The sequence below is a fragment of the Mariniflexile sp. AS56 genome (genome assembly GCF_030552475.1).
Classification (GTDB): domain Bacteria; phylum Bacteroidota; class Bacteroidia; order Flavobacteriales; family Flavobacteriaceae; genus Mariniflexile.
Map to the genome: position 1 here is coordinate 11,762 of NZ_JAUPED010000025.1, position 23,484 is coordinate 35,245.

At 35.3% G+C, this 23,484-nt stretch carries 12 protein-coding genes; 5 read left to right on the plus strand and 7 right to left on the minus strand.

From position 1 onward, the window contains the following. Positions 1 to 17: 17 nt before the first annotated feature. From Q5N74_RS17755 to Q5N74_RS17775, 5 genes are all read right to left on the minus strand, one after another. Positions 18 to 7,904 (minus strand): SpvB/TcaC N-terminal domain-containing protein, encoded by a 7,887-nt coding sequence (locus Q5N74_RS17755; RefSeq protein WP_304390339.1) that lies wholly within the window; start codon positions 7,902 to 7,904, stop codon positions 18 to 20. A 467-nt stretch (positions 7,905 to 8,371) separates the two neighbouring features. Further along, on the minus strand, positions 8,372 to 8,602 hold the full coding sequence (locus tag Q5N74_RS17760; protein ID WP_304390340.1) for a hypothetical protein: 231 nt from the start codon (positions 8,600 to 8,602) through the stop codon (positions 8,372 to 8,374). Positions 8,603 to 9,484: 882 nt separating this feature from the next. Further along, on the minus strand, positions 9,485 to 9,637 hold the full coding sequence (locus tag Q5N74_RS17765) for an SsrA-binding protein (RefSeq protein WP_304390341.1): 153 nt from the start codon (positions 9,635 to 9,637) through the stop codon (positions 9,485 to 9,487). A 533-nt stretch (positions 9,638 to 10,170) separates the two neighbouring features. Then, positions 10,171 to 12,156, minus strand: a complete 1,986-nt coding sequence (locus Q5N74_RS17770; RefSeq protein WP_304390342.1) for a M56 family metallopeptidase — start codon at positions 12,154 to 12,156, stop codon at positions 10,171 to 10,173. 2 nt (positions 12,157 to 12,158) lie between these two features. After that, positions 12,159 to 12,518: a BlaI/MecI/CopY family transcriptional regulator gene (locus Q5N74_RS17775; protein ID WP_304390343.1), complete on the minus strand. Its 360-nt coding sequence runs from the start codon at positions 12,516 to 12,518 to the stop codon at positions 12,159 to 12,161. Between the two features lie 192 nt (positions 12,519 to 12,710). Between Q5N74_RS17775 and Q5N74_RS17780 the strand changes: the two genes are divergently transcribed. Further along, a complete protein-coding gene (locus Q5N74_RS17780; protein WP_304390344.1) occupies positions 12,711 to 13,658 on the plus strand; it encodes a calcium/sodium antiporter in 948 nt (315 codons plus the stop codon). A 77-nt stretch (positions 13,659 to 13,735) separates the two neighbouring features. Here Q5N74_RS17780 and Q5N74_RS17785 read toward each other — a convergent pair whose 3' ends face one another. Next, positions 13,736 to 14,758 (minus strand): glutamine synthetase beta-grasp domain-containing protein, encoded by a 1,023-nt coding sequence (locus Q5N74_RS17785; RefSeq protein ID WP_304390345.1) that lies wholly within the window; start codon positions 14,756 to 14,758, stop codon positions 13,736 to 13,738. 257 nt (positions 14,759 to 15,015) lie between these two features. On the opposite strand from Q5N74_RS17785, the gene Q5N74_RS17790 reads away from it, so the two are divergent. The 4 genes from Q5N74_RS17790 (at position 15,016) to Q5N74_RS17805 (ending at position 22,414) form a co-directional block, all read left to right on the plus strand. After that, positions 15,016 to 17,202, plus strand: a complete 2,187-nt coding sequence (locus tag Q5N74_RS17790) for a glutamine synthetase III (RefSeq protein WP_304390346.1) — start codon at positions 15,016 to 15,018, stop codon at positions 17,200 to 17,202. 260 nt (positions 17,203 to 17,462) lie between these two features. Further along, entirely contained in the window at positions 17,463 to 18,641 is a 1,179-nt protein-coding gene (locus Q5N74_RS17795) for an AIR synthase related protein (protein WP_304390347.1), read from the plus strand. A 75-nt stretch (positions 18,642 to 18,716) separates the two neighbouring features. Then, a complete protein-coding gene (locus Q5N74_RS17800; RefSeq protein WP_304390348.1) occupies positions 18,717 to 19,676 on the plus strand; it encodes a DUF3078 domain-containing protein in 960 nt (319 codons plus the stop codon). Positions 19,677 to 19,861: 185 nt separating this feature from the next. Next, entirely contained in the window at positions 19,862 to 22,414 is a 2,553-nt protein-coding gene (locus Q5N74_RS17805; RefSeq protein ID WP_304390349.1) for an adenosylcobalamin-dependent ribonucleoside-diphosphate reductase, read from the plus strand. Between the two features lie 63 nt (positions 22,415 to 22,477). On the opposite strand, the gene Q5N74_RS17810 is transcribed toward Q5N74_RS17805, so the two are convergent. Further along, positions 22,478 to 22,936 (minus strand): hypothetical protein, encoded by a 459-nt coding sequence (locus tag Q5N74_RS17810; protein WP_304390350.1) that lies wholly within the window; start codon positions 22,934 to 22,936, stop codon positions 22,478 to 22,480. Positions 22,937 to 23,484 lie beyond the last annotated feature (548 nt).

The window sequence follows — 23,484 nt, forward strand, 5'->3', positions numbered from 1 at the left end:
GTTTGGTTTTCAAAATTTTATTTATCAAAGAAAATACCCAGAGGAAAATCTCTTCTAATATTATCATGCGATATAGCACCTCCCCTTCTAATTCCATTTGGATTGGGTGGTTTTACTCTTGGATTTAAGTGTCCAAATTGTTGAGCAAATCTTGCTAACCAACTTTGACATCCTGGGCAACCAAGAATGGTTGTAGCAGTAAAACCAATTTCATCTATACCCAAAAACATTAATTCTATAATTCCCTGTCGTTCAGCGTGTAAGAATGTACCGGATTGAGAAATCTCTCCTAAGATTACTCCCGATGGTAAAATATCTAGGTTATTTGCAATTCTAGCATAAAGACTAGAGTCTGAAGTACTCAATATTGTCACTGTAGTAAGACCTTCGGAAGTTTCTGCAAGACCTTCCGTAAGTGCTATTGTTATTGACCGCCTATTTCCCTCCGTCATAAGTCCATTCTCTATTAAAGAATTTGCAATTGCCTTTACTCTTTGATGAAGATTTCCTCTAGGAGGATTTGCTTCAATTCCTGCTAAAAGTCTTTGCGTACCAGTCCTTGGTATTAGATTTCTTAGAATTGGCAAACCACGAGTACCTAAGACAGAACCTGCCCTGGCGATTGGTTTTGCAGCTCCGAATAGAGCAACCCCTCCAAGACCAGAACCTAATCTATTACTTCGGTCCTCTGTCGTCAACGCTCGATTGGTAACTGCATCTCTTCCAGTAGCTCCTTCAATAATATTAGTAACCCCAAAAGGGTCACCTATTGCGGCTAAAGCGGCGGATGATTCATAATTTTCCATTCCTAGTTCCTCGGCTTCATTAGATCTACTAAAAAAAGAGAATATACCTACTCCAACAAGAGCAATTAGTCCTACAACAAGTACGAAAGGAAGGGTTATTGCTTCTACAGCTATTAGTGCAAAAGTTGCCATAATCAATAATGCTCCATTAATAAAAGTGTCTAAAAAACTCCTTGTGACTTCAAACCAATCAAGCTCATTAATTTCATCTAAATCATTTAATTCTGTTCCATCACCTTCCAGAACATTTTCGGGGGTTTGGATTTGATCATCAGATATTTCATGAGGGGGTGTTTCTTGATTTTGATGATTTAGTTCATTATTTGTATTATTATTTAAGGTTTCAATTTCTACGTTGTCCTCTCCTTGCGCTTGATCAGGTAATTGGTCAGGAGTCACACCATCAGAAGATGCGAAATTATCATTTGTCACTGGTGTTTCATTGTTTTCTGTTGATCTATGTTGACTCCAAGACCTAATTGCTTCACTCGCTTCATCCACAATATTATCAACAACATTTTCATGAAATGACTCTTCCGAGATAGGATCTACTTCATATATATCAATAATCATATGATTCCCTTCATCTATTGTCCGCCCACCGAATGAGTATACTGTACCAAATGTGGGATGTTGAAATCTCGACCAGCGCGCACTACCTTGCATTACAGGGTTTATCTCTGTAAACGATTCATTATTAGTACGCCATTCTTCCTTAATTTCTTCGTCCAAAGTACTCTGCAACCCATCAGGATCCACCTCATTAATCGGGTTATTATGCACAAACTGATACACATTTAACCCGTCCTCTGGGCCAATGGGATCAGGGTTCAGCCATCTGCATAGCCAAGGTGCATAATAACGAAACCCATAGTAATATAGACCCGTAGCATCATCTCGCTCCTTGCCAGAATAACGGTATTCTTTTAATTGTACATCGCGTACATTGCCTCCATAGACAAAGGCAGATCCTCCAAAGGCAAAATACTCTTCGTAATTAATAATGCCGCCCACATTGTTCAATTCAAAAGCCGATGAGCCTAGATGGCAATTTAATTGGTAATGCATTTTCTTTTGAGAGAGGTTGTTGGTTTCTCGTCCGTAGGTATCAACAGTCCAACGATGCATCAACGCTATCCGTCCATTGCCATCACTTAAGTGTGAGGTGTAACGTTCTAATAAAAGTGTTTGCCCTTGTTTTCTACGTTTAATTTCACAACCATCTAGATATATTTTTTCGGTGGTTTCTATACTATTATTATCCAGTCTTTGGGTTACTTTTCGTACCCTTTGGCCGTCGCCACCATAGATATAATATTCAGCATCATCTTCACCATTCGGTCTTTCAATTAGTGTTGCTTGCGTTAATTGGTTTAGATAATTCCATTCCACATTTCGTAAATGGGATAGATAGGTTAGATTGCCATTTTGATCAAATCGGCTTTCGGGATTGGTAATCGGGTTTCCTGCCAGATCGACTTGTTCTATAGATCGATTGGAAGTTGGTGAAATCCAGTAATTTCTAAATGAGCGGAATGCATCACTATGGTTTGTTCCTGATTTATGCAACTTGCTTATCATATTTCCACCTAAATCATAGCTATAACGTCGGGTATAGGTTCTTACTAATGCCATATTATCTAAACTAATATGCCTAGTACCTTTTATAAAACCATCAGCACTTGGTGCATGAGCATAGTCTGTCCGCTCCATGGCTTGATGTGTGCGTCCTTCGGCTTCTATGAGTTGATAGAAAGCGTCATAGGTGTACTTATTGACTCTGGGTTGATTGTATAATAAAGTGCTATTTGGTCTTGCCGTATCAATGAGATGGGTGATATTACCAACAGCATCATAGGTATAATTAATGTGTTGGTAGTGTTTGGCTGCAAGGGTATTGGTAGCACGACGGAAGCTCGTTTTTTGTTTTAAACGATAGTTTGATGGGTCATAATCGTATTGTTGGATAACGTCATTCCCTAATGTCGATTCTTTTATCTGTCCACGTGCATTAAAAATTTGACCTTTTATGATAGGCTGGTTTACAATGGTACCATCTTCTGTGGTCAATAGCAATTGATCCAAAATACCACTTTGTAAATACGTCGCATCTCGGATTGTAGAATCTGGTAATCGCTGTCTTGTTGGTCTACCAAAAGCATCATAAATCGCTTGGGTTTCAAAAGGTGCATCAATCATCCAATCAACACTTGTCATATCTGACCAATCAGGAATGCTTTTGTAATCTTCCACTAATTGTCTGTCTTTTTCAAGGACATTACCCAAAACGTCCAAACGATGTATGCGATTTAGACCTGCTTGATCGTAATGTTCCACCAATTGGCCAACAAGATTCTTTTCCCATGGGTTTGTAATTGACACATCTTCACCATAAATAAAGCGTTCGGTAATATGGTTCATATTCAAGGCACCATCAACTTGCTTATGTGTTATTCTGCCCCAAGTATCGTAAAATAACTGTTGGTGCACATCTCTAGCATCCCAAAGATGGATGGGTTGATCTAAAGCGTTAATGAATTGCCATTTTTCTCCTGAATCCATGCTTGTTTCATGAAATACGCGACCTTGCATATCGTGTACATAGGTGAAAGCTATCAGGTTTCTAGCGTCCTTGACCTCTTTTGGGTTTCCTAAAGCGTCATAAGTAGTTTTATTAGTTCGGATGCGTCCATTTTCATCGGCTTCTTCAATTTCAAACGTGCGGCCTAAACCATCTGTATGTGCGGTAATCGGAGTATCATTATGTTTTTTTGATTTAATCAATGCAATCCCTTCGGGAGAATCAGCGGAAAGTATTGGCGTATTTATAGTATCATAAGGACTACCAACAATGGTATCATTGGCATCATATTGTTTGCTGTACCAAGGGTTGAATTCTACTTTTGTATAGGTACCATCGGCAAGATTGATTCTTTTTTGTCGCCCAATAGCATCATACTCAATAAGTCCAGATTGTCCGAAAGTAGCATTGATTTCGTCTGTCTCAAAATCAACAATAGGAGAAAAGTAAGGCTCATATTGTTGCACGACTTCTTGTTTATTATTATAAACTACAAAACCTGAAACCTGCCAGCGCAAGTCATCTGATGTAATCAATTGAGGTTCTCCGTCAGCTCTTAAAACAATTGAATCTCCCAAATATTGTATGGTATCTGGACCTGATTCCACTAAGGTTTTGGATTGTATGGTTCTTGCAAATCCATCTTGATAAGTAACGCTAATTTGATGTCGACTTTCGGAAGCATAATGGCCTTCACCATCATTCACCCATTGCTCACGTGCTAAAGCGATGGTTCGCAATGGTAGGCGTAAGACTTCATTTTCCCAAGTATCTAATTCGTAATAGAAAAAAGAGGCGCATTCTTGTAAATAGTTTTCTGGGTTAGCAAGGATGCTATCAAAATTAAGGGTAGGAGGTGCTGCATGATCGACTAATCGACCATGGCCTTGCGTTTCTAAAATTCCATTGGATGAAAGTAATTCTCCATATAGAGATGACCTAAGGACAACACCTAATGGGTCGTAATAAACTTCAGATGTATTTCGATTAGCGTCGATGATTTGATTAGGCGCGATGACATTATAATCAATAGTGGCAACGATACTGTTACGGGCTAATTCGTCACCAATTTCATTAAATAACACGGCTGAAGATTGGACCAGAGTTAAATGATAATTATCATAACGATATTCAACAAAAGCACCGTTTGGTTGTTCCTCTCGCAGTGGTAAATAGAAATTGTTTTTATCACCATAATATGTCGTACCACTTGGTTGCCACCAGAACGAATCCCGCGAAATATAGCCTCCGTCCTCCATCAAAGTGGGAGAAAACTTTGCGCCTAGCGCGTCTACCATAAATTCGGTATTGAAACTAGCCGTTTCATGATGATGTATTAATACTTTATTACCAACTTCGGTCCAAGGAAGAACTTCAGATAGAGCATCATTCCAAAAGAAACTTTTATTCCATTGCAACAATTTTGCTTGTCTTCTTAAAGAGAATAACGCATTAAAATTGATAGGTGTGGCAATAGTTTCATTGACCAGAATCAGCATTTCTGAGAAACGGTAAAGACTCCCTTCAGTTGGATGTATGTCGTTTTGTATTTGGAAACTCTTACTTTCTAAGGGTATTCCTATTTCGTATCTGTCTTGTACATCGAAATGAACCACACGAGTTTGTGCCGCATTAAGATGAAAAACGTCTTGCCCTGGTTTTGCTTTTATTCGTACTCTGGGATACACAACTGCCCCCTGTTTAATAGGAACACCAAAGGCATCAAGTTCTAAGTTAAAGCTGTGAGTGAGATGTGGATCATCGAAATTTTCTTCAAAATTTATTTGAAGACTTTCTCTTTGAAAAACAGCGAAACAGGGGCTGTTTCCTTCCTTTTTAGGCTGTATTTTTCTTATGGAGTAATTGGTATGTGTTACATTAAATGGATGAATTTTTCGAATTCCAGTCGGCATCAAACCAAAAGTTTCACTTCTTATTACCTGACCAGCCAAACTTCTTATGGCATCAAAAAATTCATCTGATTTGAGATTGTTATCCTCAATATAATAGTCGCTTAACTGCCTGCTAAAAGCATCATGTTTGTAGTAGTTTTCAGTTCTAGCATTTTGCCAAGAAGGTGCTCCATTATGATACCAGGTTCGAACGCAAATGGGATCAGTGAACGCTACTTCTGGTATTAGGGAAGTCCCATCATAAAATTCAGAATCATATTGATCGACTAAACAAAAACCTCTAAAAGCACGTTCTTCTCCATCAAAAAAACCATCATGATACTCAAATATTTGATTGAATCTGGTCTTCCCAATATGATCTATAGTTTCTAATTTATCGACGACTATGCGGTGGGAAGGAAGTTTAGTTATCCAAGGTGTGCTACTGAATTTATCTCTTAAATAGTGTTTTCCGGAATATCCATAATGGAATCGGGTTTCTAAGCCCATATTATTTTCAACACTAGATAGTAGACGAGGCTTCACACCATTTGTTAATTTTAAATAATGAAGAGGTGCATCTGAGTGTATTGATAAAGCTGAAGACCAAACTAAGCATGGTGTGCCATCTCCTAAATAATCTATGATTTGAGCTGATGAAATGTTGTCAATAAAAGGGAGTCCTTTTAGAGTAACCCCTTCTAGAAATTGGTTACCAGAAGCATTGATCCAATAGGTAATTTCACCTCGTCCTAAATAAATAAGATCGGATGTGCCACTTCCATCTAAATCAACTAGTCGTATGCGAATGGCATCTAGTTCTGAGTTGAAATCTAGTTGTGGAGAATCCTGCATTACAATGCCAGATCCGAATCTGCCATTTCCCATATTGGGCCAGTATTCAATACGACCATTGTAGATTCGTACCTGATCGGGTAAACCTGATCCGTTCATGTCCGTAAAAAAATAATCCAGCATCGCATTAGAACCAATAGTTGGAGCACGACTTACTCCGTTGGAAAGTGCTTTGGCAATTTGAACAGGTTTTCCAAATCCTTCCTTCCCTTTTGAAGGGTACCAAATTGTTCGGTCTTCCTCCGTAACTACAATATCTGCCCGACCGTCTCCTGTAAGATCAATAAACTGTGTATTGGTGTCCAGTTGTCGTACATGAGCAGTATCTTGAAAAGGTCTAAAACCATTCCATTCTTCTTGGTCACGATTAAATTCAAAATAACCTGATTCTCGTCCTTGTAATACAACAATATTTAAATTGCCATCACCATCAAAATCACTAAGCGCATAGCTTCCAAAACCCGAACTTGGTTTTTGGGCTACGCGATGTTGCGATCCTAAATTTCCATCACCTAAATTAGATTTATAATACCATGCTTCATTTGATTCGTAAAGTACTCCGGGTAATCCTTCTCCATATAAATCGACCCATTTGTAATTTATTCCGTTTAACCCAATTGGCACATTCGTATTACTGTGTTGTGAGGTTTGATGAAAACTATGTTCCACTTCTGGGATAGTATATTTGAAAAGCACTGGAGGCATTATTTTAGAATCATAAGTATCAGCACCGATTCTTTTGTATCCTGTATAGCTTATTTGATTAAGAGTTGAACCTGCTGGATTTGCTTGATGGAGCAGTTCTGTGCTACCAATTAAAGTTGGACCTGCACCTAATTCAATAATATGATGGTACATCAATACGCGACGACATAGTCGATATGTGCGTTGCTCAAATCCTGCAATGTATGATGAGAATGGATCTTCACGGACTGGCCAAGCACCTAAAAGTGTTGGATATAATGTGAGGTTACTTTCATCTTGGTCTGCGTAATCGAACACAACTTCAAAAAGCCAGTTTTGAGATGGTTTAGTAGAATCATCTGGTAACATTGGGATTGTATTTCCATAGCGGATTCTCTTAAGGTATTTTTGCGAATTACCAATTCCTTTATAAATACGGTTTCTTTCAAAGCTAGAACTGCCGTCCACATTAGCATAATCGTCTTCAATGTATTCGTAGGTAATAGCGTTTCCCATATTGTCATATTGGGCTTCTAATAACCATTGGAAAATTTTGTTTGAATCGTTGATGTCTAAAATTTTTGTGGAATTATCGGAATTGAGCCCAAACACCAAGACAGTGTTGTTTGTAGAGTGCACTCTCCAATTAATTTTATGAGTGATTTTATCTTTCCATTGTTCAATACGGGTAAAAGAAGAATCGCTAACTGGTCTAAAGTAAGTAATGAAAAAATCTGCATTTTCTGAAGTTCTTGTTTGCCACTTACCAACTACTTCTTCTAACCATGGAACCAATTCTTGACCGTTAAATGAAAACTTATCGGTTCCATCATAATTAGGGTATCCGTCTTTAAGGCTTAGACTTATTACTGGAATTCCTTGCAGAGCCCATCCGAGACCAAATACTGAATTCCCTCCTCCTGAACTATAAGCCAAGCTTAGTGAAGGTTGAAATCCATTTCTCCCTGAAGTAAGAGGAATACTCATCGACGTAACAGCGTCTCCAGTTTGCGGATTTACAGAAGCTTCCATAAGAAGTCTTAAATCGGCTGGATCGATTTGAAGAAATGAAATTTCTTGAGCCATTATTGATGGTTTTTATGCCAATGTTATAACAACCTAAATGATTGTTTTATAAAAAACTATATCTTAATTATAAGGGGGAGAGAATTGATTTTTACCGAACACAAATATGAAATATTAGCTTTTAGAACAGTTTTAATCAACTTAATTATAAATATAATAAATTTTTTTCAAAAAGAAACATAACCGTCTAAAAATCAACTGATTTTGACAATAAAAGAGCTGTATTTTCATAAACCGAAGGTCATTGTTTCAAATCTAGAGCCCACTAAACGTTAGAAAAGAGAGTTTAATTAATGTTCCCCACAGCCCTAATAATAATAATACGCTACCATCAGTAAAATCAAGGGTTTTCTTGCTTCATTTACTTTAGGGTAACAGAAAGGGTAACTCTTTTTGAAGTTTAGTTATTTTGTCGAATTTAGAAAATACAATTGATTCTGGATTTGTGACCATATTGGTTATCGTTTCTATGTTACTAACCACTTTTGGACTAAATGAGTCTTTACTGACTGTTTAAGCTTCCAATTTAATTCTGGATATTTCGTATTGAGTTTATACTTTATATCATCTTGATTTAAATCATTATCCAACCAATTTAATATTTGTCCTGTATTTAGAATAACACGTTGTCCTTTTTGATTATATTGCATTAAATATTTCAATAATCTGAAAACTAAAAAGTGCATACGTTTTTGCATATTATTTTATAATTTTGAGGGCTTTTGAGCTTAATATTTGTGCTTAAATCAAATTTAGAGAAGAGCTCATAACCCGGTGGTCACTGGTTAGAATGTAGATCCCATTTTTCAATATGGAAAAATTCTCTGTTAAAGGTGAGTATTTTATTATTGTCAGATAATTTAGATCCTGAGTAATTAAGTTTAGATTTTGACTATTATAATGACATTATTTATTGCCTTTTTAGTTATTAATATAAAAAGGGGAATATTAAGATTTAGAGAAAGATTGCACGCAGATTTTGCAGGAGGTTAAGAGAAATCGAAAGATTACCTGTGCTATTAGTATGTATGAATCAATTTAGTTTAAACACCTTTATTAAGGTGTTTTTATTATCAATATTTAGCCATATATAATAAAATTTACATCAATTTGATATAGATTACTTCGTGTTTTTTTAATAACTTAGTACAATTAAAATCAAGTTAAATCAAAGCACAAGTGACCTATACGGTTACCTGTTTTGAAAATATTTAGTAACTATTTGATTGTTAACAATATACAGGGCGCCTAATAATTCCGTCATATTTGATAAAGATTATTGCCTGTTTTTAAATAGAATATTGAAGCTTATCATATTTTGAAATCGAAGTGTAGTTGTCAAAAAAGTAATATTATTTTGTAGATTTTGAATGCATTTATCATATCTTTATAAAGGATTGAAACTCAATTAGCGACAATCTAATTCAATCATAAAGGTAGCTATATAGACACCTTGACATCTTTCATGTTTCTAAACAATTGAAATTCTGATACTTACACGATGGGTTTGAATCCAGTCGAGGTCACAAAAAGTTAATAAGACTTTCAAGAAATTGAAGGTCTTTTTTTATGGAATAAAGTTAATTTAATGCGTTCTTGGTTACAAACCACTTCCAACCAATTAAGGCCATTTGAAGCTTGCTAGCTTTGGCTAAATCCAATTGTTGCTTAGAGTAACTGGGAAGTACTAGTTTATTAAACTTGGCTAAAAATTTGAATACTTGCTTTTTCATATTTAAAAATCCTTCTGTGAATACAAAAGTAGTAAAACTTATTCTAGACTAAGCTTTACGTGTTTTGAGTTTAAATAATCGAAAGGATTATAACGATTATAAGTTTGGCAAGTGTGACCATAATTTTTAGTTTTTAGGTTAGTAAATAGTTTAATAATATCAATGTTTTTTGAAGATACATTTTTGATAAAATATCTACCTAATGGTTTTAACTAAATCTGTGATTTTGGATGCAAATGTGTAAGTGTATTAATCTATTTGGTTTGAATATTTTAACTATATGCTTTGTTTAAATAATATATTGTAGTTAAAAATATGTTAATAAGTTCGAAATTGTAATATTTATAAGGCGGTTTTTAATACGATTTCTAAATTCAAGGGGGAGTCTATTATAAAAACAGGCTATTTTGTCTGTTTTATGTTTTTTTATGTTGTGCTGTTATAAGGTTTCTATTAAAAGTATAGAATGAAAAAAGCACCTTAAGTATTTAAACTAAGAAGGTGCTTTTTGTTGTTTCGTACTAAGTTTTTCTCTAATCTTTCTTTTTTGTTATTATTTCAATAACACCATTTTTGGCCTTTTCTCCGTATTTCTTTATGGCTGAATCGTCTTTTAAAATATTAATAGAAGCGATGTCATCAGGGTTTAGTTTATCAACTTCTGCTTTTTTTACTTCTTTACCGTCTATTTTATAAAGCGCTTCTTCGTTAAGTTTAATAGTATGTTTTGTTTTGCCTTCAGTTTTTGTGGTTATTAAAATAACACCATTCTTACCTTTATCTCCATATTGATTGGTGGCCTTGTCGCCTTTTAAAACATCAACTTTTTCAATGGTATTGGGGTCGATAGTGTTCATGTCTTCTTGGGTTATTTCCTTTTCATCAACCATAATTAGAGGTTCTTTAGTCTCTGAAATTACTAGTTTTACTTTCGACTTGCTTTTTGTTACCTCTTCTTTTGTGTCCCGATTTTGAGATTCCATTATGGTTTCCTTTTTGGCTATGGTGTTTGTGTTATTCCCAAATTTATAAATAGAAACCTTCTTTTGAGGATCTGTATCTACGAGTTCTTCGTTCTCATCATCATTATCTGAAACCACAACGATATGATGTGCTTGAGCTACGGTGGCGTTCCCAATTGAAATAGCGCCATTATTAATGATTATTTTTATAGGAGCTATAGGAGTGTCTCCATTAATAGTATAATGGGCATTTGAATGTTTGGAATTCATTTTAATGTTTATGGAAGTAATTTCATTCTTATTATTGTGTTTTATGTTTTTGAAGTTTAAGGTAATACCCTCTTTCTTTAGATCCTCTTCTAATTTTTTCAAGTCTTTCTTAGAATAATTTTTTGTAATAATAATTTCGTTTAAAGCTTGTTGTAAACGGTGAGTCTCCATTGTGTTTTTATCAGCATCATATGTAATAACAAAAGGGGATATTGGTTTTGTTTTATCGAGTTGTTGTGTTGTGAGTTTCCCGAAACGGTTAATTAATTCTATGCGTATAGAGGTTAATTCATTGCTAGGGTTCGTTTCAATTTGGTGGATAATAAAATCAATATCAAGGTTTGTTTTAAATGCTTCCTGGTGTTTTAATAGTTCTTTTGTGGTAGTGTTTTTGTCTATTATGACTTTAACTAAATTAGAGTTTTGGTTTGTGGTGTGCTGAATGTAAACATTTGTCGTGTTAAAGCTCATTAAGAATAAAGCTAAAACAGGAATTACTAGTGCATACTTTAATTGATTGATTTTCTTTGATTTTGATTTCTGTAACATAACGATTCGTTTTTTGATTAATGAATTATAAAAAGGATTACTTAAGGCCATTTGATGAGATGGCAAACTTGTTTTAAGTAAGGTGTATTGATAACTTTTTTTGCAATTGGTTTTGGTTGCTGTAACTTTATCGGCAATAAATTCTAGGTTTTGCTTTAAATCTTTATTGTAAAGCCAAATAAACGGATTGAACCAAAGTACTATACAACTTAGTTGGGTGACTAAAATATCGAGCGAATGTTTTTGGCTGGCATGGGTTTGTTCATGAGTAATTATTTGTTCTAATTCTATGTTGCTAAACTGTGTTGGATTACAAACAATCCAATTGAAAAAGGAAAATGGAGATACGTCATCGGTTGTTTTAATAAATTTATAGATGCCTGTTTTTTCAGACTTATTCCTTATAATTATAGAAACTAAAGATGCAAACTGTATTAAGAAGCGAACCGTAAAAATTGCAATTCCCAAACCATATATTATGGGTAAGTACTCCAATATGTTAAAAGATTTAATGGTTGGAGTGTTTGTTGCTACCGTATCGAATTGGTACATGGAAAGGTCCATGGGTTTGGCTTCTATATAAACGGGAATAACGATAAGGGGTAATATAAAAGCAGTACCTAATCCCGCGAGTAAAAACCACCTGTTTTGTTCAAAAAACGTTTCCCGTTGTAATAAGAGTTTGTAACTAAAATAAAAAATGACAACAAGTGCGCTGGATTTTAGTAAATAGTCCATGGTTATTTTTCGTTTTCAATTAAAGCAATAATCTCTTTTAAATCTTCTACGCTTATCTTCTCTTCTTTAGCGAAAAAGGATACCACGTTTTTGTATGAATTATTAAAATAATTGTCAATGGCGACGGTCATAAAACGTTTTTTATAATCTTCCTTACTAACAATAGGGTAGTACTGGTGCGTCTTTCCGTAGGCATTATAACTCACATAACCTTTTTCTTCCAGGTTTCTAATAATGGTAGATAGTGTATTGTAGTGTGGTTTTTCGGTGGCGATTTCTGCTAAAACATCTTTTACAAAAGCTTTTTCAAGCCGCCATAAAATATGCATGATTTCTTCCTCTTTGTTCGTTAACTTTTCCATTTTAAATATTTTTGTTATTTCCTTGTAAAAAGAAATCTGCTTTATTCGTTGTTCATTGTAAACTTATAACTATTTTTATAGTTATACAACTGCATATCTAGTTATTTAACTATATTTTAAGTTTTCAAAAAACTTTTAAGTTCTAACTTTTAGCTTTTAACTTTCATTTATCTTCGCAAAAAATATTGTTATATGAGTATTGTTTGGGTTCTTTTAGGGTTTACATTATTAGTAGTAGGTGGCGAGTTTCTGGTTAGAGCCTCTGTTGCTTTGTCATTTAAGTTTAATATATCTAAAATGGTGATAGGGATGACGGTGGTGTCTTTCGCTACTTCAGCTCCCGAATTACTCGTGAGTCTTCAAGCTGCTTTGTCGGGGTCGCCTGCCATTGCAATTACCAATGTGGTGGGGTCCAATATTGCTAATATAGGCTTGGTGTTAGGGGTTACTGCGATGCTAGGTAGTATTGCGGTTGATAAAACTTTTTATCGATTGAATTGGCCTGTAATGATGCTTTTTTCCATTGTGCTGTACTATTTCCTTAAAAATGATAATGTGCTATCGGGTTTTGAGGGATTAATTCTTTTTGTAAGCTTAATTGTGTTCTTGGTGTTTCTAATAAAAAGTACAAAAAACGATGTTACAGCTGAAGAAGTAGACGATTCGTTGGCGGTAGTTTCTAATTTTAAAATAAGTATTTGGATGCTTATAGGTGCCGTGTCTTTATATTTTGGTAGTGAATGGTTGGTGGATGGGGCTAAAGCGATTGCTTTGTCTGTAGGGGTTAGTGAGGCTGTTATAGGGGTGTCATTAATCGCTATAGGTACGAGTGTGCCAGAATTAGCGGCCTCAATAATAGCAGCGGCAAAACAAGAAAAGGCTATTTCTTTAGGGAATCTAATAGGGTCTAATATTTTTAATATCGCTTCCGTTTTGGGTTTAACAGCCATGATAAAGCCCATACCAGTTACTGAGAGCGCTATTCTTACTAGTGATGTGTTCTGGATGCTTGGGTTTGCTTTTATATTGTTCCCATTAATAATGCTTCCTAAGAGGTTTGAAATTAACCGTGTTAAAGGTATCTTTTTAGTTTTTGCTTACGGCGCTTTTATGTTCTTGCTATTTACTTCTGGAAAATAGTTTGACTCGTTATAATCAATAAAAAAGGGTTTGCAAATTGCAAACCCTTTTTTATTATGAACAAAATGTATCTAAAATTAAACCTTTGCAGATTTAACAGTTTTTACAATTCTTGCTGCAATTTTGTATGGATCACCATTTGAGGCAGGACGTCTGTCTTCTAACCAACCTTTCCAGCCTTTGTTAACAGCGATTAATGGAATACGAATTGAAGCACCTCTATCTGAAACTCCCCAAGAGAAATCATCGATTGAAGCTGTTTCGTGTAAACCAGTTAAACGTTGGTCATTAAACTCACCGTAAACAGCGATATGTTCTTTAACAACTGGGCGGAAAGCTTCACATATTTTAGCGTAAACATCTTTATCTCCACAAGTTCTTAAAGTTGTGTTAGAGAAGTTAGCGTGCATACCAGAACCATTCCAATCCATGTCTTTTCCAAGTGGCTTAGGGTGGTACTCAATGTAGAAACCATGTTTCTCAGTTAATCTGTCTAGTAAATATCTAGCAATCCATAGTTCGTCTCCAGCTAATTTAGCGCCTTTTGCGAATAATTGGAATTCCCATTGCCCACAAGCAACTTCTTGATTAATACCTTCAAAGTTTAAGCCAGCTTCAATACATAAATCAGCATGCTCTTCAACTAAATCTCTACCATGTGTATTTTTTCCACCAACAGAACAGTAGTACATACCTTGTGGTGCAGGATATCCGCCAACAGGGAAACCAAGAGGTAACTGTGTTGCAGTATCCATGATGAAATATTCTTGTTCAAAACCAAACCAGAAATCATCATCAGCATCATCAATAGTAGATCTACCATTAGATGTGTGAGGCGTTCCGTCAGCATTCATAACTTCAGTCATTACCAAATATCCGTTGATACGTTCTGGATCTGGATAAATAGCTACAGGCACTAATAAACAGTCTGAAGATCCACCTTCTGCTTGTCTCGTAGAAGAACCGTCAAATGACCAGTCTCCTATTTCTTCAAGAGTTCCTTTAAAGTTTTCATGTTCTTCTACTTTGGTTTTGCTTCTCATGTTTTGAGTTGGGAAATACCCGTCTAACCAAATGTATTCTAATTTAATTTTTGCCATAATTTTTTAAAATGAGAAATTAATAATATTTCAACAAATATATATTTTTATTTATACACTTCATATTTGTAGGGGTGATATTGTAAAATCATGAGTTATTTTTATTTATACCCTATTTTTTTAAGGCATCTATTAAAAAAAGTATATTTTTTTATATAAAAACTGAAAAATTCTTAACACAAAGGAAACATATTGTACATGATATCTTTACAGGATTATTACTTTTGTAAAAAAAATAACTTAATTCAATAGAGCTCATGTCTACTTTAAGATTTCATGCTATTAAAGAATCTCTAACTAATAAGCCGGTTTTGGTGGAAGAGAAGGAGCGTCGGTCAGATTTGTTTGGGAAAAACGTTTTTAACGAAAACACCATGCGTCAATATTTAACCAAAGATGCTTTTGTTGGTGTTATGAATGCAGTTCAATTTGGTAAAAAAATTGATAGGAATATAGCCGATCAGGTATCGTCTTCCATGAAAGATTGGGCGCTGTCTAAAGGGGTTACGCATTATACGCACTGGTTTCAGCCTTTAACAGGAACGACAGCAGAGAAGCATGATGCTTTTTTTGAAACCATTGGTAATGGTATGGCGGTGGAGAAGTTTGGAGGTAGTCAATTAGTACAGCAGGAGCCCGATGCCTCTAGTTTTCCAAATGGTGGAATTCGTAATACATTTGAAGCGCGAGGGTATACAGCCTGGGATCCTACATCTCCGGCCTTTATATATGGTACAACCCTTTGTATACCAACTATTTTTGTGGCTTATACAGGTGAGGCTTTAGATTATAAAACGCCTTTATTAAGAGCTTTGAATGCTGTTGATAATGCAGCAACCGATGTTTGTAAATATTTCGATAAAAATGTAAAAAAGGTCTCTTCATCTTTAGGTTGGGAACAAGAATATTTTTTAATCGATAAAGTATTGGCTGCGACCAGGCCAGATATAACCTTAACCGGAAGAACGCTTTTAGGGCATTCATCTGCAAAAGGTCAGCAGTTAGACGATCATTATTTTGGATCCATTCCAAATCGAGCGCTAAACTTTATGCGCGAATTGGAAACCGAATGTATGCTTTTAGGTATTCCTGTTAAAACACGTCATAACGAGGTGGCTCCCAATCAGTTTGAATTGGCTCCTATTTTTGAAGAAGCCAATTTAGCGGTCGATCATAATTCATTATTAATGGATATTATGGGGCGTGTCGCTTCTCGTCATAACTTCAAAGTATTATTTCACGAAAAACCATTTGCAGGAATTAATGGTTCGGGGAAACATAATAACTGGTCCTTATCAACCGATACGGGTGTTAATTTATTAGCGCCAGGAAAGACTCCTATGAGCAATCTACAGTTTTTAACCTTTTTCATTAACACTATAAAAGCGGTTCATGAAAATGAAGAGTTGTTAAGAGCCTGTATCGCATCGGCGAGTAATGACCATAGGTTGGGTGCTAATGAAGCGCCTCCTGCCATCATTTCCGTATTTATTGGTCAGCAATTAACCAAGGTGTTGGAAGAGTTGGAAGGTGTTACAAAAGGCAAACTGTCACCAGAAGAAAAAACAGAACTTAAATTAAACGTAGTTGGTAAAATACCAGATGTGTTATTAGATAATACGGATAGAAACAGAACGTCACCTTTCGCCTTTACAGGGAATAAGTTCGAGTTTAGAGCGGTAGGGTCTTTAGCGAATTGCGGAAACCCGATGACGGTTTTAAATACCATTGTAGCGAAACAGTTAATAGACTTTAAAAAAGAAGTCGATCTTTTAATAGAGAAAAAGGGTTTAAAGAAAGATGAGGCTGTTTTTAATGTGCTTAGAGAGTATATAAAATCGACCAAAGCCATATTGTTTGAAGGGAATGGGTATGGAAAAGAATGGGAAATTGAAGCAGAAAAACGTGGTTTAAGCAATAATAAAAGTACGCCTGAAGCATTACGTGCTAAAATTTCAAAAAAATCAATCGCATTGTTTGAAGACATGAATGTGATGAGTAAGGTCGAGTCGCAAGCACGTTACGAGATAGAAATGGAAGCCTACATAATGCATATTCAAATTGAAAGTCGTGTGTTGGGTGATATTGCTCGTAATCACATTGTGCCAACGGCTGTTAAATATCAAAATATTCTAATAGAGAATGTGAAAGGCTTGAAAGAGATTTTTGAAGACACATACAAAACAGTTTCTAAGGAGCAAATAAACTTAATTAAGGAAATATCAAGTCATATTGAAGGTATTAATGCGAATGTTACAGAAATGACGAATACGCGCAGAAAAGCCAATACTATTGAAGATGTTGAAGAGAAAGCCTTGGCATACTGCTATCAAGTAAAGCCTTTGTTTGATGATATTCGTAAGCATTGCGATAAATTAGAGTTGTTGGTCGACGATGAAATTTGGCCACTAACAAAATACAGAGAATTGTTGTTTACAAGATAATTTTGGGCGCTACCACAAGGGTCGGGCTTTTCGCTAAATCTTTTGGTTTAGCTGTGCTTGTAAAGGTGGTAAACCTGTAATTAGGGGGCAAGGTGGCTTTTTACGTTTGTTTTAAGTCTCCTAAAAACCAAAAGGATATCGCTGCAATCCCTAGCGCAGTTAGCGTTTCAAAACAGAATTCGTTCATAATTTCAAAATCCCGTTTCAAAAAGCGGGATTTTTTAATTCAAAAAATTAACTTTGCAGCTCAATACAATACTATGAGTCAAGAAGTTTCTAAACGCTATGCACAACGTGGCGTTTCTGCATCAAAAGAAGATGTTCACAATGCTATTAAAAACATCGATAAAGGATTGTTTCCAAAAGCATTCTGTAAAATAGTTCCAGATTATTTAACAAATGATGATGATTATTGTTTAATAATGCATGCGGATGGTGCGGGTACAAAATCCTCATTAGCTTATATGTATTGGAAAGAAACAGGCGATATTTCTGTTTGGAAAGGCATTGCGCAAGATGCTTTAATTATGAATATCGACGATTTACTGTGTGTGGGCGCGACAGATAATATTATGTTGTCATCAACCATTGGTAGAAATAAAAACCTGATTCCTGGTGAAGTACTTTCGGCTATCATCAACGGTACCGAAGAGTTGATTTCAGAATTAAAGAATTTTGGTGTTACTATACATTCTACAGGTGGTGAAACTGCCGATGTGGGCGATTTAGTGCGTACCATCATTGTAGATTCTACCGTAACAGCACGTATGAAACGTAGTGATGTTATTGATAATGCGAATATTAAAGCAGGTGATGTTATAGTTGGTTTAGAAAGTTTCGGGCAAGCGTCTTACGAGAAGTCGTATAACGGTGGTATGGGAAGTAACGGATTAACTTCTGCACGTCACGATGTTTTTAACACCTATTTAGCCGATAAATACCCTGAAAGTTTTGATGCTTCAGTTCCTGAAGATTTAGTGTACTCAGGAAATGTAAGGTTAACAGATGCTGTAGAAGGTTCTCCAATAGATGCCGGTAAATTGGTGTTGTCGCCAACGCGTACCTATGGGCCAATCATTAAGAAAATAGTATCAGAATTTAAAAGTGATCAACTTCATGGTATGGTGCACTGCTCTGGTGGAGCTCAAACTAAGATTCTTCATTTTGTAGATGAGTTTCATATCATTAAAGATAATATGTTTCCTATTCCGCCATTGTTTAAACTAATTCAAGAGCAATCTAAAACAGACTGGAAAGAAATGTACCAAGTGTTTAACTGTGGGCATAGAATGGAATTGTATGTGTCTCCAGAAATTGCAGAAAACATTATTAGTATTTCAAAATCTTTTAATGTAGATGCGAAAATTATAGGTCGTGTTGAAGCGTCAAAAACTAAAAAGCTTACAATAAAAAGTGAGTTTGGGGAGTTTACTTATTAAATTTTCATCTTTTTAGTCAAAACGGAATGGTTATTGATTAAAAATGTAATTTATTAAAACCAACCTTACATTATTATGAAGCATGTTTTATTAATCGCAGTTTGTTTCTTTTTTCAGCTCGCGCAATCGCAACCAGATACTCTGTTTTTAAGATCAAAAGCACCTAAATACGATGGTCCGCAGTGGCTTCAAAAAAATAAAGCTTCGATAAACCTTAATGAAGTTGCTTTTGTTAATTGGAATTCCGGGGGTAGTAATTCTATTTCTGGTCTTGTAGGCATGGAATCTTCAGCTAATTATACCGATAAATATTTTTCATGGAGAAATAATGCGAGACTGCGTTACGGTGTTAATAAGCAGCAAGCTAGAGAGCTACGAAAAACCGACGATTTATTTGAATTGAATTCAGATATTGGTTTCAAGCCAGATAGTATTACCAACTGGTTTTATTCTGCTAAACTTAATTTTAGAACCCAATTTGCAAACGGTTATAAGTATCCGAATAAGGAAACGCCTATTTCTCGATTAATGGCTCCTGGGTATTTGTTTTTTGGTGGCGGTATGGAATATGGTAAAAATATAGATGAAATGTCCTTTTACTTTTCGCCATTAACTTTAAAAGCCACTTTTGTGTTGGATGATGATCTGGCAAATGCAGGTAAGTTTGGTGTAACTCCGGCGGTTTATGATGCTCAGGGAAATATTATAGTTCCAGGAGAGCGTATTCGTAAAGAGGTAGGTATTTTAATAAATAATAGCTACGAAATGGAAGTGGCTACCAATGTAAAAGTAAAACAGCAGGTGAGTTTGTATTCTGATTATGTGAATAATTTCGGAAATGTAGATATTGACTGGAGGTTAGACTTCGATTTTAAAGTAAATAACTTTATAAAAGCAACTTTAGGGTCGCATTTAAGGTATGATGATGATATTAAAACGACCAAAGCAACTGATGTCGAGGATGTTTACGATGAAGCAGGTGCTAAAATACAATGGAAACAGTTTTTAGGGATTGGTTTTGCGGTAGATTTTTAAATCATTCTTTTTAAAATAGTTTTAAAAATTTGTTAACTTTTTAATGTTGATAAATTATTAACTAACTGATTAATAGTTATTTGAGTTGTTTTGCCTGTAAACTTTATGATTTCAATAGTGCTTAAAGTTTAAAATATTTTGTTTCTTTATGGCTGTAATTAGTAAACGCCATAAATAGACGCAAAATGAACCAAGAAGTTGCCGAAACTCAACCCAAAACCTATTCTCAAGAAGAAGCTTTCAATGCTTCTCTAACTTATTTTAATCAAGACGATCTTGCTGCACGTGTTTGGTTGAATAAATATGCCTTAAAAGATTCTGAAGGAAATATTTATGAGTTAACGCCAAATGATATGCACCGCCGTATCGCAAAAGAGTTGGCGCGCGTTGAAAAAAAATATACAAATCCTTTATCGGAAACAGAAATTTTCGATTTAATCAAAGACTTTAAATACATCGTTCCGCAAGGAAGCCCAATGGCTGGTATTGGGAACCCGTACCAAATAGCCTCGCTTTCCAATTGTTTTGTTATTGGAAGTTCAGGTGATTCCGATTCGTATGGAGGCATCATGAAAGTAGACCAAGAGCAGGTACAACTTATGAAACGCCGTGGTGGTGTAGGGCATGATTTGTCGCACATCCGTCCAAAAGGTTCTGCAGTAAAAAATTCAGCATTAACCTCTACGGGTATTGTGCCTTTTATGGAGCGTTATTCCAATTCAACCAGAGAAGTTGCTCAAGATGGTAGGCGAGGGGCGCTTATGTTGTCAGTGTCTATTAATCATCCAGATTCAGAAGATTTTATTAATGCTAAGTTAGAACAGGGTAAAGTGACGGGTGCTAATGTGTCGGTTAGAATGGACGATGCTTTTATGCAAGCTGTAAAAGATGGTGCAGATTATACACAAAAATACCCCATATTTAGTGAAACTCCTAAGGTGTCTAAAACGATTGACGCGAATGCGTTGTGGAAAAAAATAGTTTATAACGCATGGAAATCTGCCGAACCTGGTATTTTATTTTGGGATACTATTATTAAAGAATCAATACCCGATTGTTATGCCGATTTAGGGTACAAAACCGTGTCGACAAACCCTTGTGGTGAAATTCCTTTATGTCCATATGATTCGTGTCGTTTGTTGGCAATAAACCTATTTTCATATGTTGAAAATCCGTTTACGCCTGAAGCGAGTTTTAATTTCGATTTGTTTAAAAAACACATCGCATTGGCGCAACGCATCATGGACGATGTGATTGATTTAGAATTAGAGAAAATTGATAATATTCTTCTTAAAATAGAACAAGATCCTGAATTGGATGAGGTAAAAGCAACCGAACGTAATTTATGGATTAATATAAAAAAGAAAGCAGAAGAAGGTAGAAGAACCGGTGTTGGTATCACTGCAGAAGGCGATATGCTAGCTGGTTTGGGTATTCAATATGGTAGTGAAGCTGGGAATGCTTTTTCTTTGGAAGTTCACAAAACCATCGCTATTGAGGCGTATAGAGGTTCGGTGCATTTAGCCAAAGAGCGTGGTGCTTTTTCAGTATTTGATGCGGAACGTGAAAAAAACAACCCGTTTATTCAACGTTTAAAAGCAGCGGATAGTAAGTTGTATTATGAAATGTTGGAATATGGTAGGCGTAACATCGCTTTATTAACGATTGCGCCAACAGGAACCACAAGTTTAATGACGCAAACAACGTCTGGAATAGAGCCTGTATTTCTACCTGTTTATAAGCGTAGACGAAAAGTAAACCCGAATGATAAAGAAGTGCGTGTGGATTTTGTGGATGAGGTTGGTGATTCTTGGGAAGAATACGTGGTGTTTCATCACCGTTTCAAACAATGGATGGAAGTAACCGGTATTGATACTTCTAAAAACTACTCGCAAAAAGAAATTGATAAACTTATTAAAAAATCGCCCTACCATAAAGCAACTTCTAATGATGTGGATTGGTTAAGCAAAGTAAGTATGCAAGGTGCTATCCAGAAATGGGTAGATCATTCCATAAGTGTCACTATCAATTTACCAAACGACGCTACCGAAGAGTTGGTTGGCGCCTTGTATTTAAAAGCTTGGGAAGTTGGCTGTAAAGGTGTTACGGTATATCGTGATGGTTCGCGTTCGGGTGTATTAATTTCTAACGAGGAAAAAGAAGAAGAGCAAGAAACGTCTTTATCTTCATTTCCAATAAAGCGTCCGCAAAGTTTGCAGGCCGATGTGGTTCGTTTTCAAAATAGTAAAGAAAAATGGATTGCTTTTATTGGCTTAATTGAAGGCAGACCTTATGAGATTTTTACTGGTTTGGCCGATGATGAAGATGGTATTTTATTACCGCGTTGGGTAAATGAAGGTGCTATTATAAAAAATAGAAATGAAGACGGTACCTCGCGTTACGATTTTCAATATAAAAATATAAGAGGGTATAAAACGACTATTGAGGGCTTGTCTCATAAATTTGATCCTGAGTTTTGGAATTATGCCAAGTTAATTTCAAGTACGCTGCGTCATGGAATGCCTATTGATAAAATAGTCGATTTAATTAACAGTTTACAGTTGGATACAGCTTCTATAAATACCTGGAAAAATGGTGTGGGACGTGCGTTGAAACGTTATGTGGAAGATGGTACGCAAGCTAAAGGGCATGTGTGCGATAGTTGTAAATCTGAAAATTTAATATACCAAGAAGGCTGCTTAACTTGTAAAGATTGCGGATCTTCTAAGTGTGGATAATGTGCTTTAGTGCTAAATAAAAAAAGGAAGTCGGTTTTTAGTTGACTTCCTTTTTTTTTTTTTTTATTCAGTTTGTCTTTCATTTTCTGTCGTAGGTGGCGGTGGCAAATATGGCAAATCTTCCCAAAATGATATGTTCAATTCAAGTTTAGAATTTAATTTGTCAAATTCTTGGGTTAGATTGGCTAAGAATTTTTCAATTAGTTCAAGATTTTCATTTCTACTAGATTCCACAATTACTAAATAGCTTTCTGGTTTGTCTGACTCGTTATTTGAGCGGTAATACGCAAAGTCATTTTTTAACATCCAATTTAAAGAATCCATTCCAATTTCTCTATAATTATTATTACTGTCGTGATATAACTTTGTGTTCACAAAAGTCACGTATTGCTTTGATTTCGGATGAAACAAAATAGGTTCACAATCTTCAATCGGATAAATATTTTTTATTAAATTACTGCGTTCGATTATTATTTTCGGTAAACTGTCATTGCATTTAATTTCGTGAATTCTGTCAATCAAAGTTCCATAATCGTTAAATTCAGATATTTTGAGTGAAACACTTAAATTGTCATTTAGGCTTTTTTGAATTCCGTAATTTTTAATTTCTTTTACTTGCTTTTCGCAACTTGCTAGAACTAAAAAAAAACCAAATATTTGATAAAGTTCAATTTCATTTCAGGAGTTTCTTAAATGCACCACAACGGTTGGTATATGAAACGTAGCGTGTAGAAAGACGCCGATCTTTCGGATTAGACACGAGCCGAATTTTTTAATTTTCTTTTTATCTTATTTTATCAAAAAGCCAAATTAAAAAATTTGGCGGACTTTGCAAATACACACAAACCTCTCGAAAAGCCTGTAGTAGCTATGTTTTATATACGTCTTAAGTTAGCATTTTAATAAAAACACTAAATTAAGACATATAAATAAGAAAGAACAAAAGAGAGGAATAAGGTTATTATATACGGAGAGACTACAGATCTCGTCAATATTGAAAATCCCCTCTCTTTTTCTACACAGATTTCGTACAGTTCTATGAGGCTTTTAGACCTCGATTTTAAGTCGTT

Bases quoted from the DNA above. Each gene is read 5' to 3' on its own strand.
- Q5N74_RS17755 (WP_304390339.1), bottom strand. From the start codon at position 7,904: ATGGCTCAAGAAATTTCATTTCTTCAAATCGATCCAGCCGATTTAAGA.
- Q5N74_RS17760 (WP_304390340.1), bottom strand. From the start codon at position 8,602: ATGCAAAAACGTATGCACTTTTTAGTTTTCAGATTATTGAAATATTTA.
- Q5N74_RS17765 (WP_304390341.1), bottom strand. From the start codon at position 9,637: ATGAAAAAGCAAGTATTCAAATTTTTAGCCAAGTTTAATAAACTAGTA.
- Q5N74_RS17770 (WP_304390342.1), bottom strand. From the start codon at position 12,156: ATGGACTATTTACTAAAATCCAGCGCACTTGTTGTCATTTTTTATTTT.
- Q5N74_RS17775 (WP_304390343.1), bottom strand. From the start codon at position 12,518: ATGGAAAAGTTAACGAACAAAGAGGAAGAAATCATGCATATTTTATGG.
- Q5N74_RS17780 (WP_304390344.1), top strand. From the start codon at position 12,711: ATGAGTATTGTTTGGGTTCTTTTAGGGTTTACATTATTAGTAGTAGGT.
- Q5N74_RS17785 (WP_304390345.1), bottom strand. From the start codon at position 14,758: ATGGCAAAAATTAAATTAGAATACATTTGGTTAGACGGGTATTTCCCA.
- Q5N74_RS17790 (WP_304390346.1), top strand. From the start codon at position 15,016: ATGTCTACTTTAAGATTTCATGCTATTAAAGAATCTCTAACTAATAAG.
- Q5N74_RS17795 (WP_304390347.1), top strand. From the start codon at position 17,463: ATGAGTCAAGAAGTTTCTAAACGCTATGCACAACGTGGCGTTTCTGCA.
- Q5N74_RS17800 (WP_304390348.1), top strand. From the start codon at position 18,717: ATGAAGCATGTTTTATTAATCGCAGTTTGTTTCTTTTTTCAGCTCGCG.
- Q5N74_RS17805 (WP_304390349.1), top strand. From the start codon at position 19,862: ATGAACCAAGAAGTTGCCGAAACTCAACCCAAAACCTATTCTCAAGAA.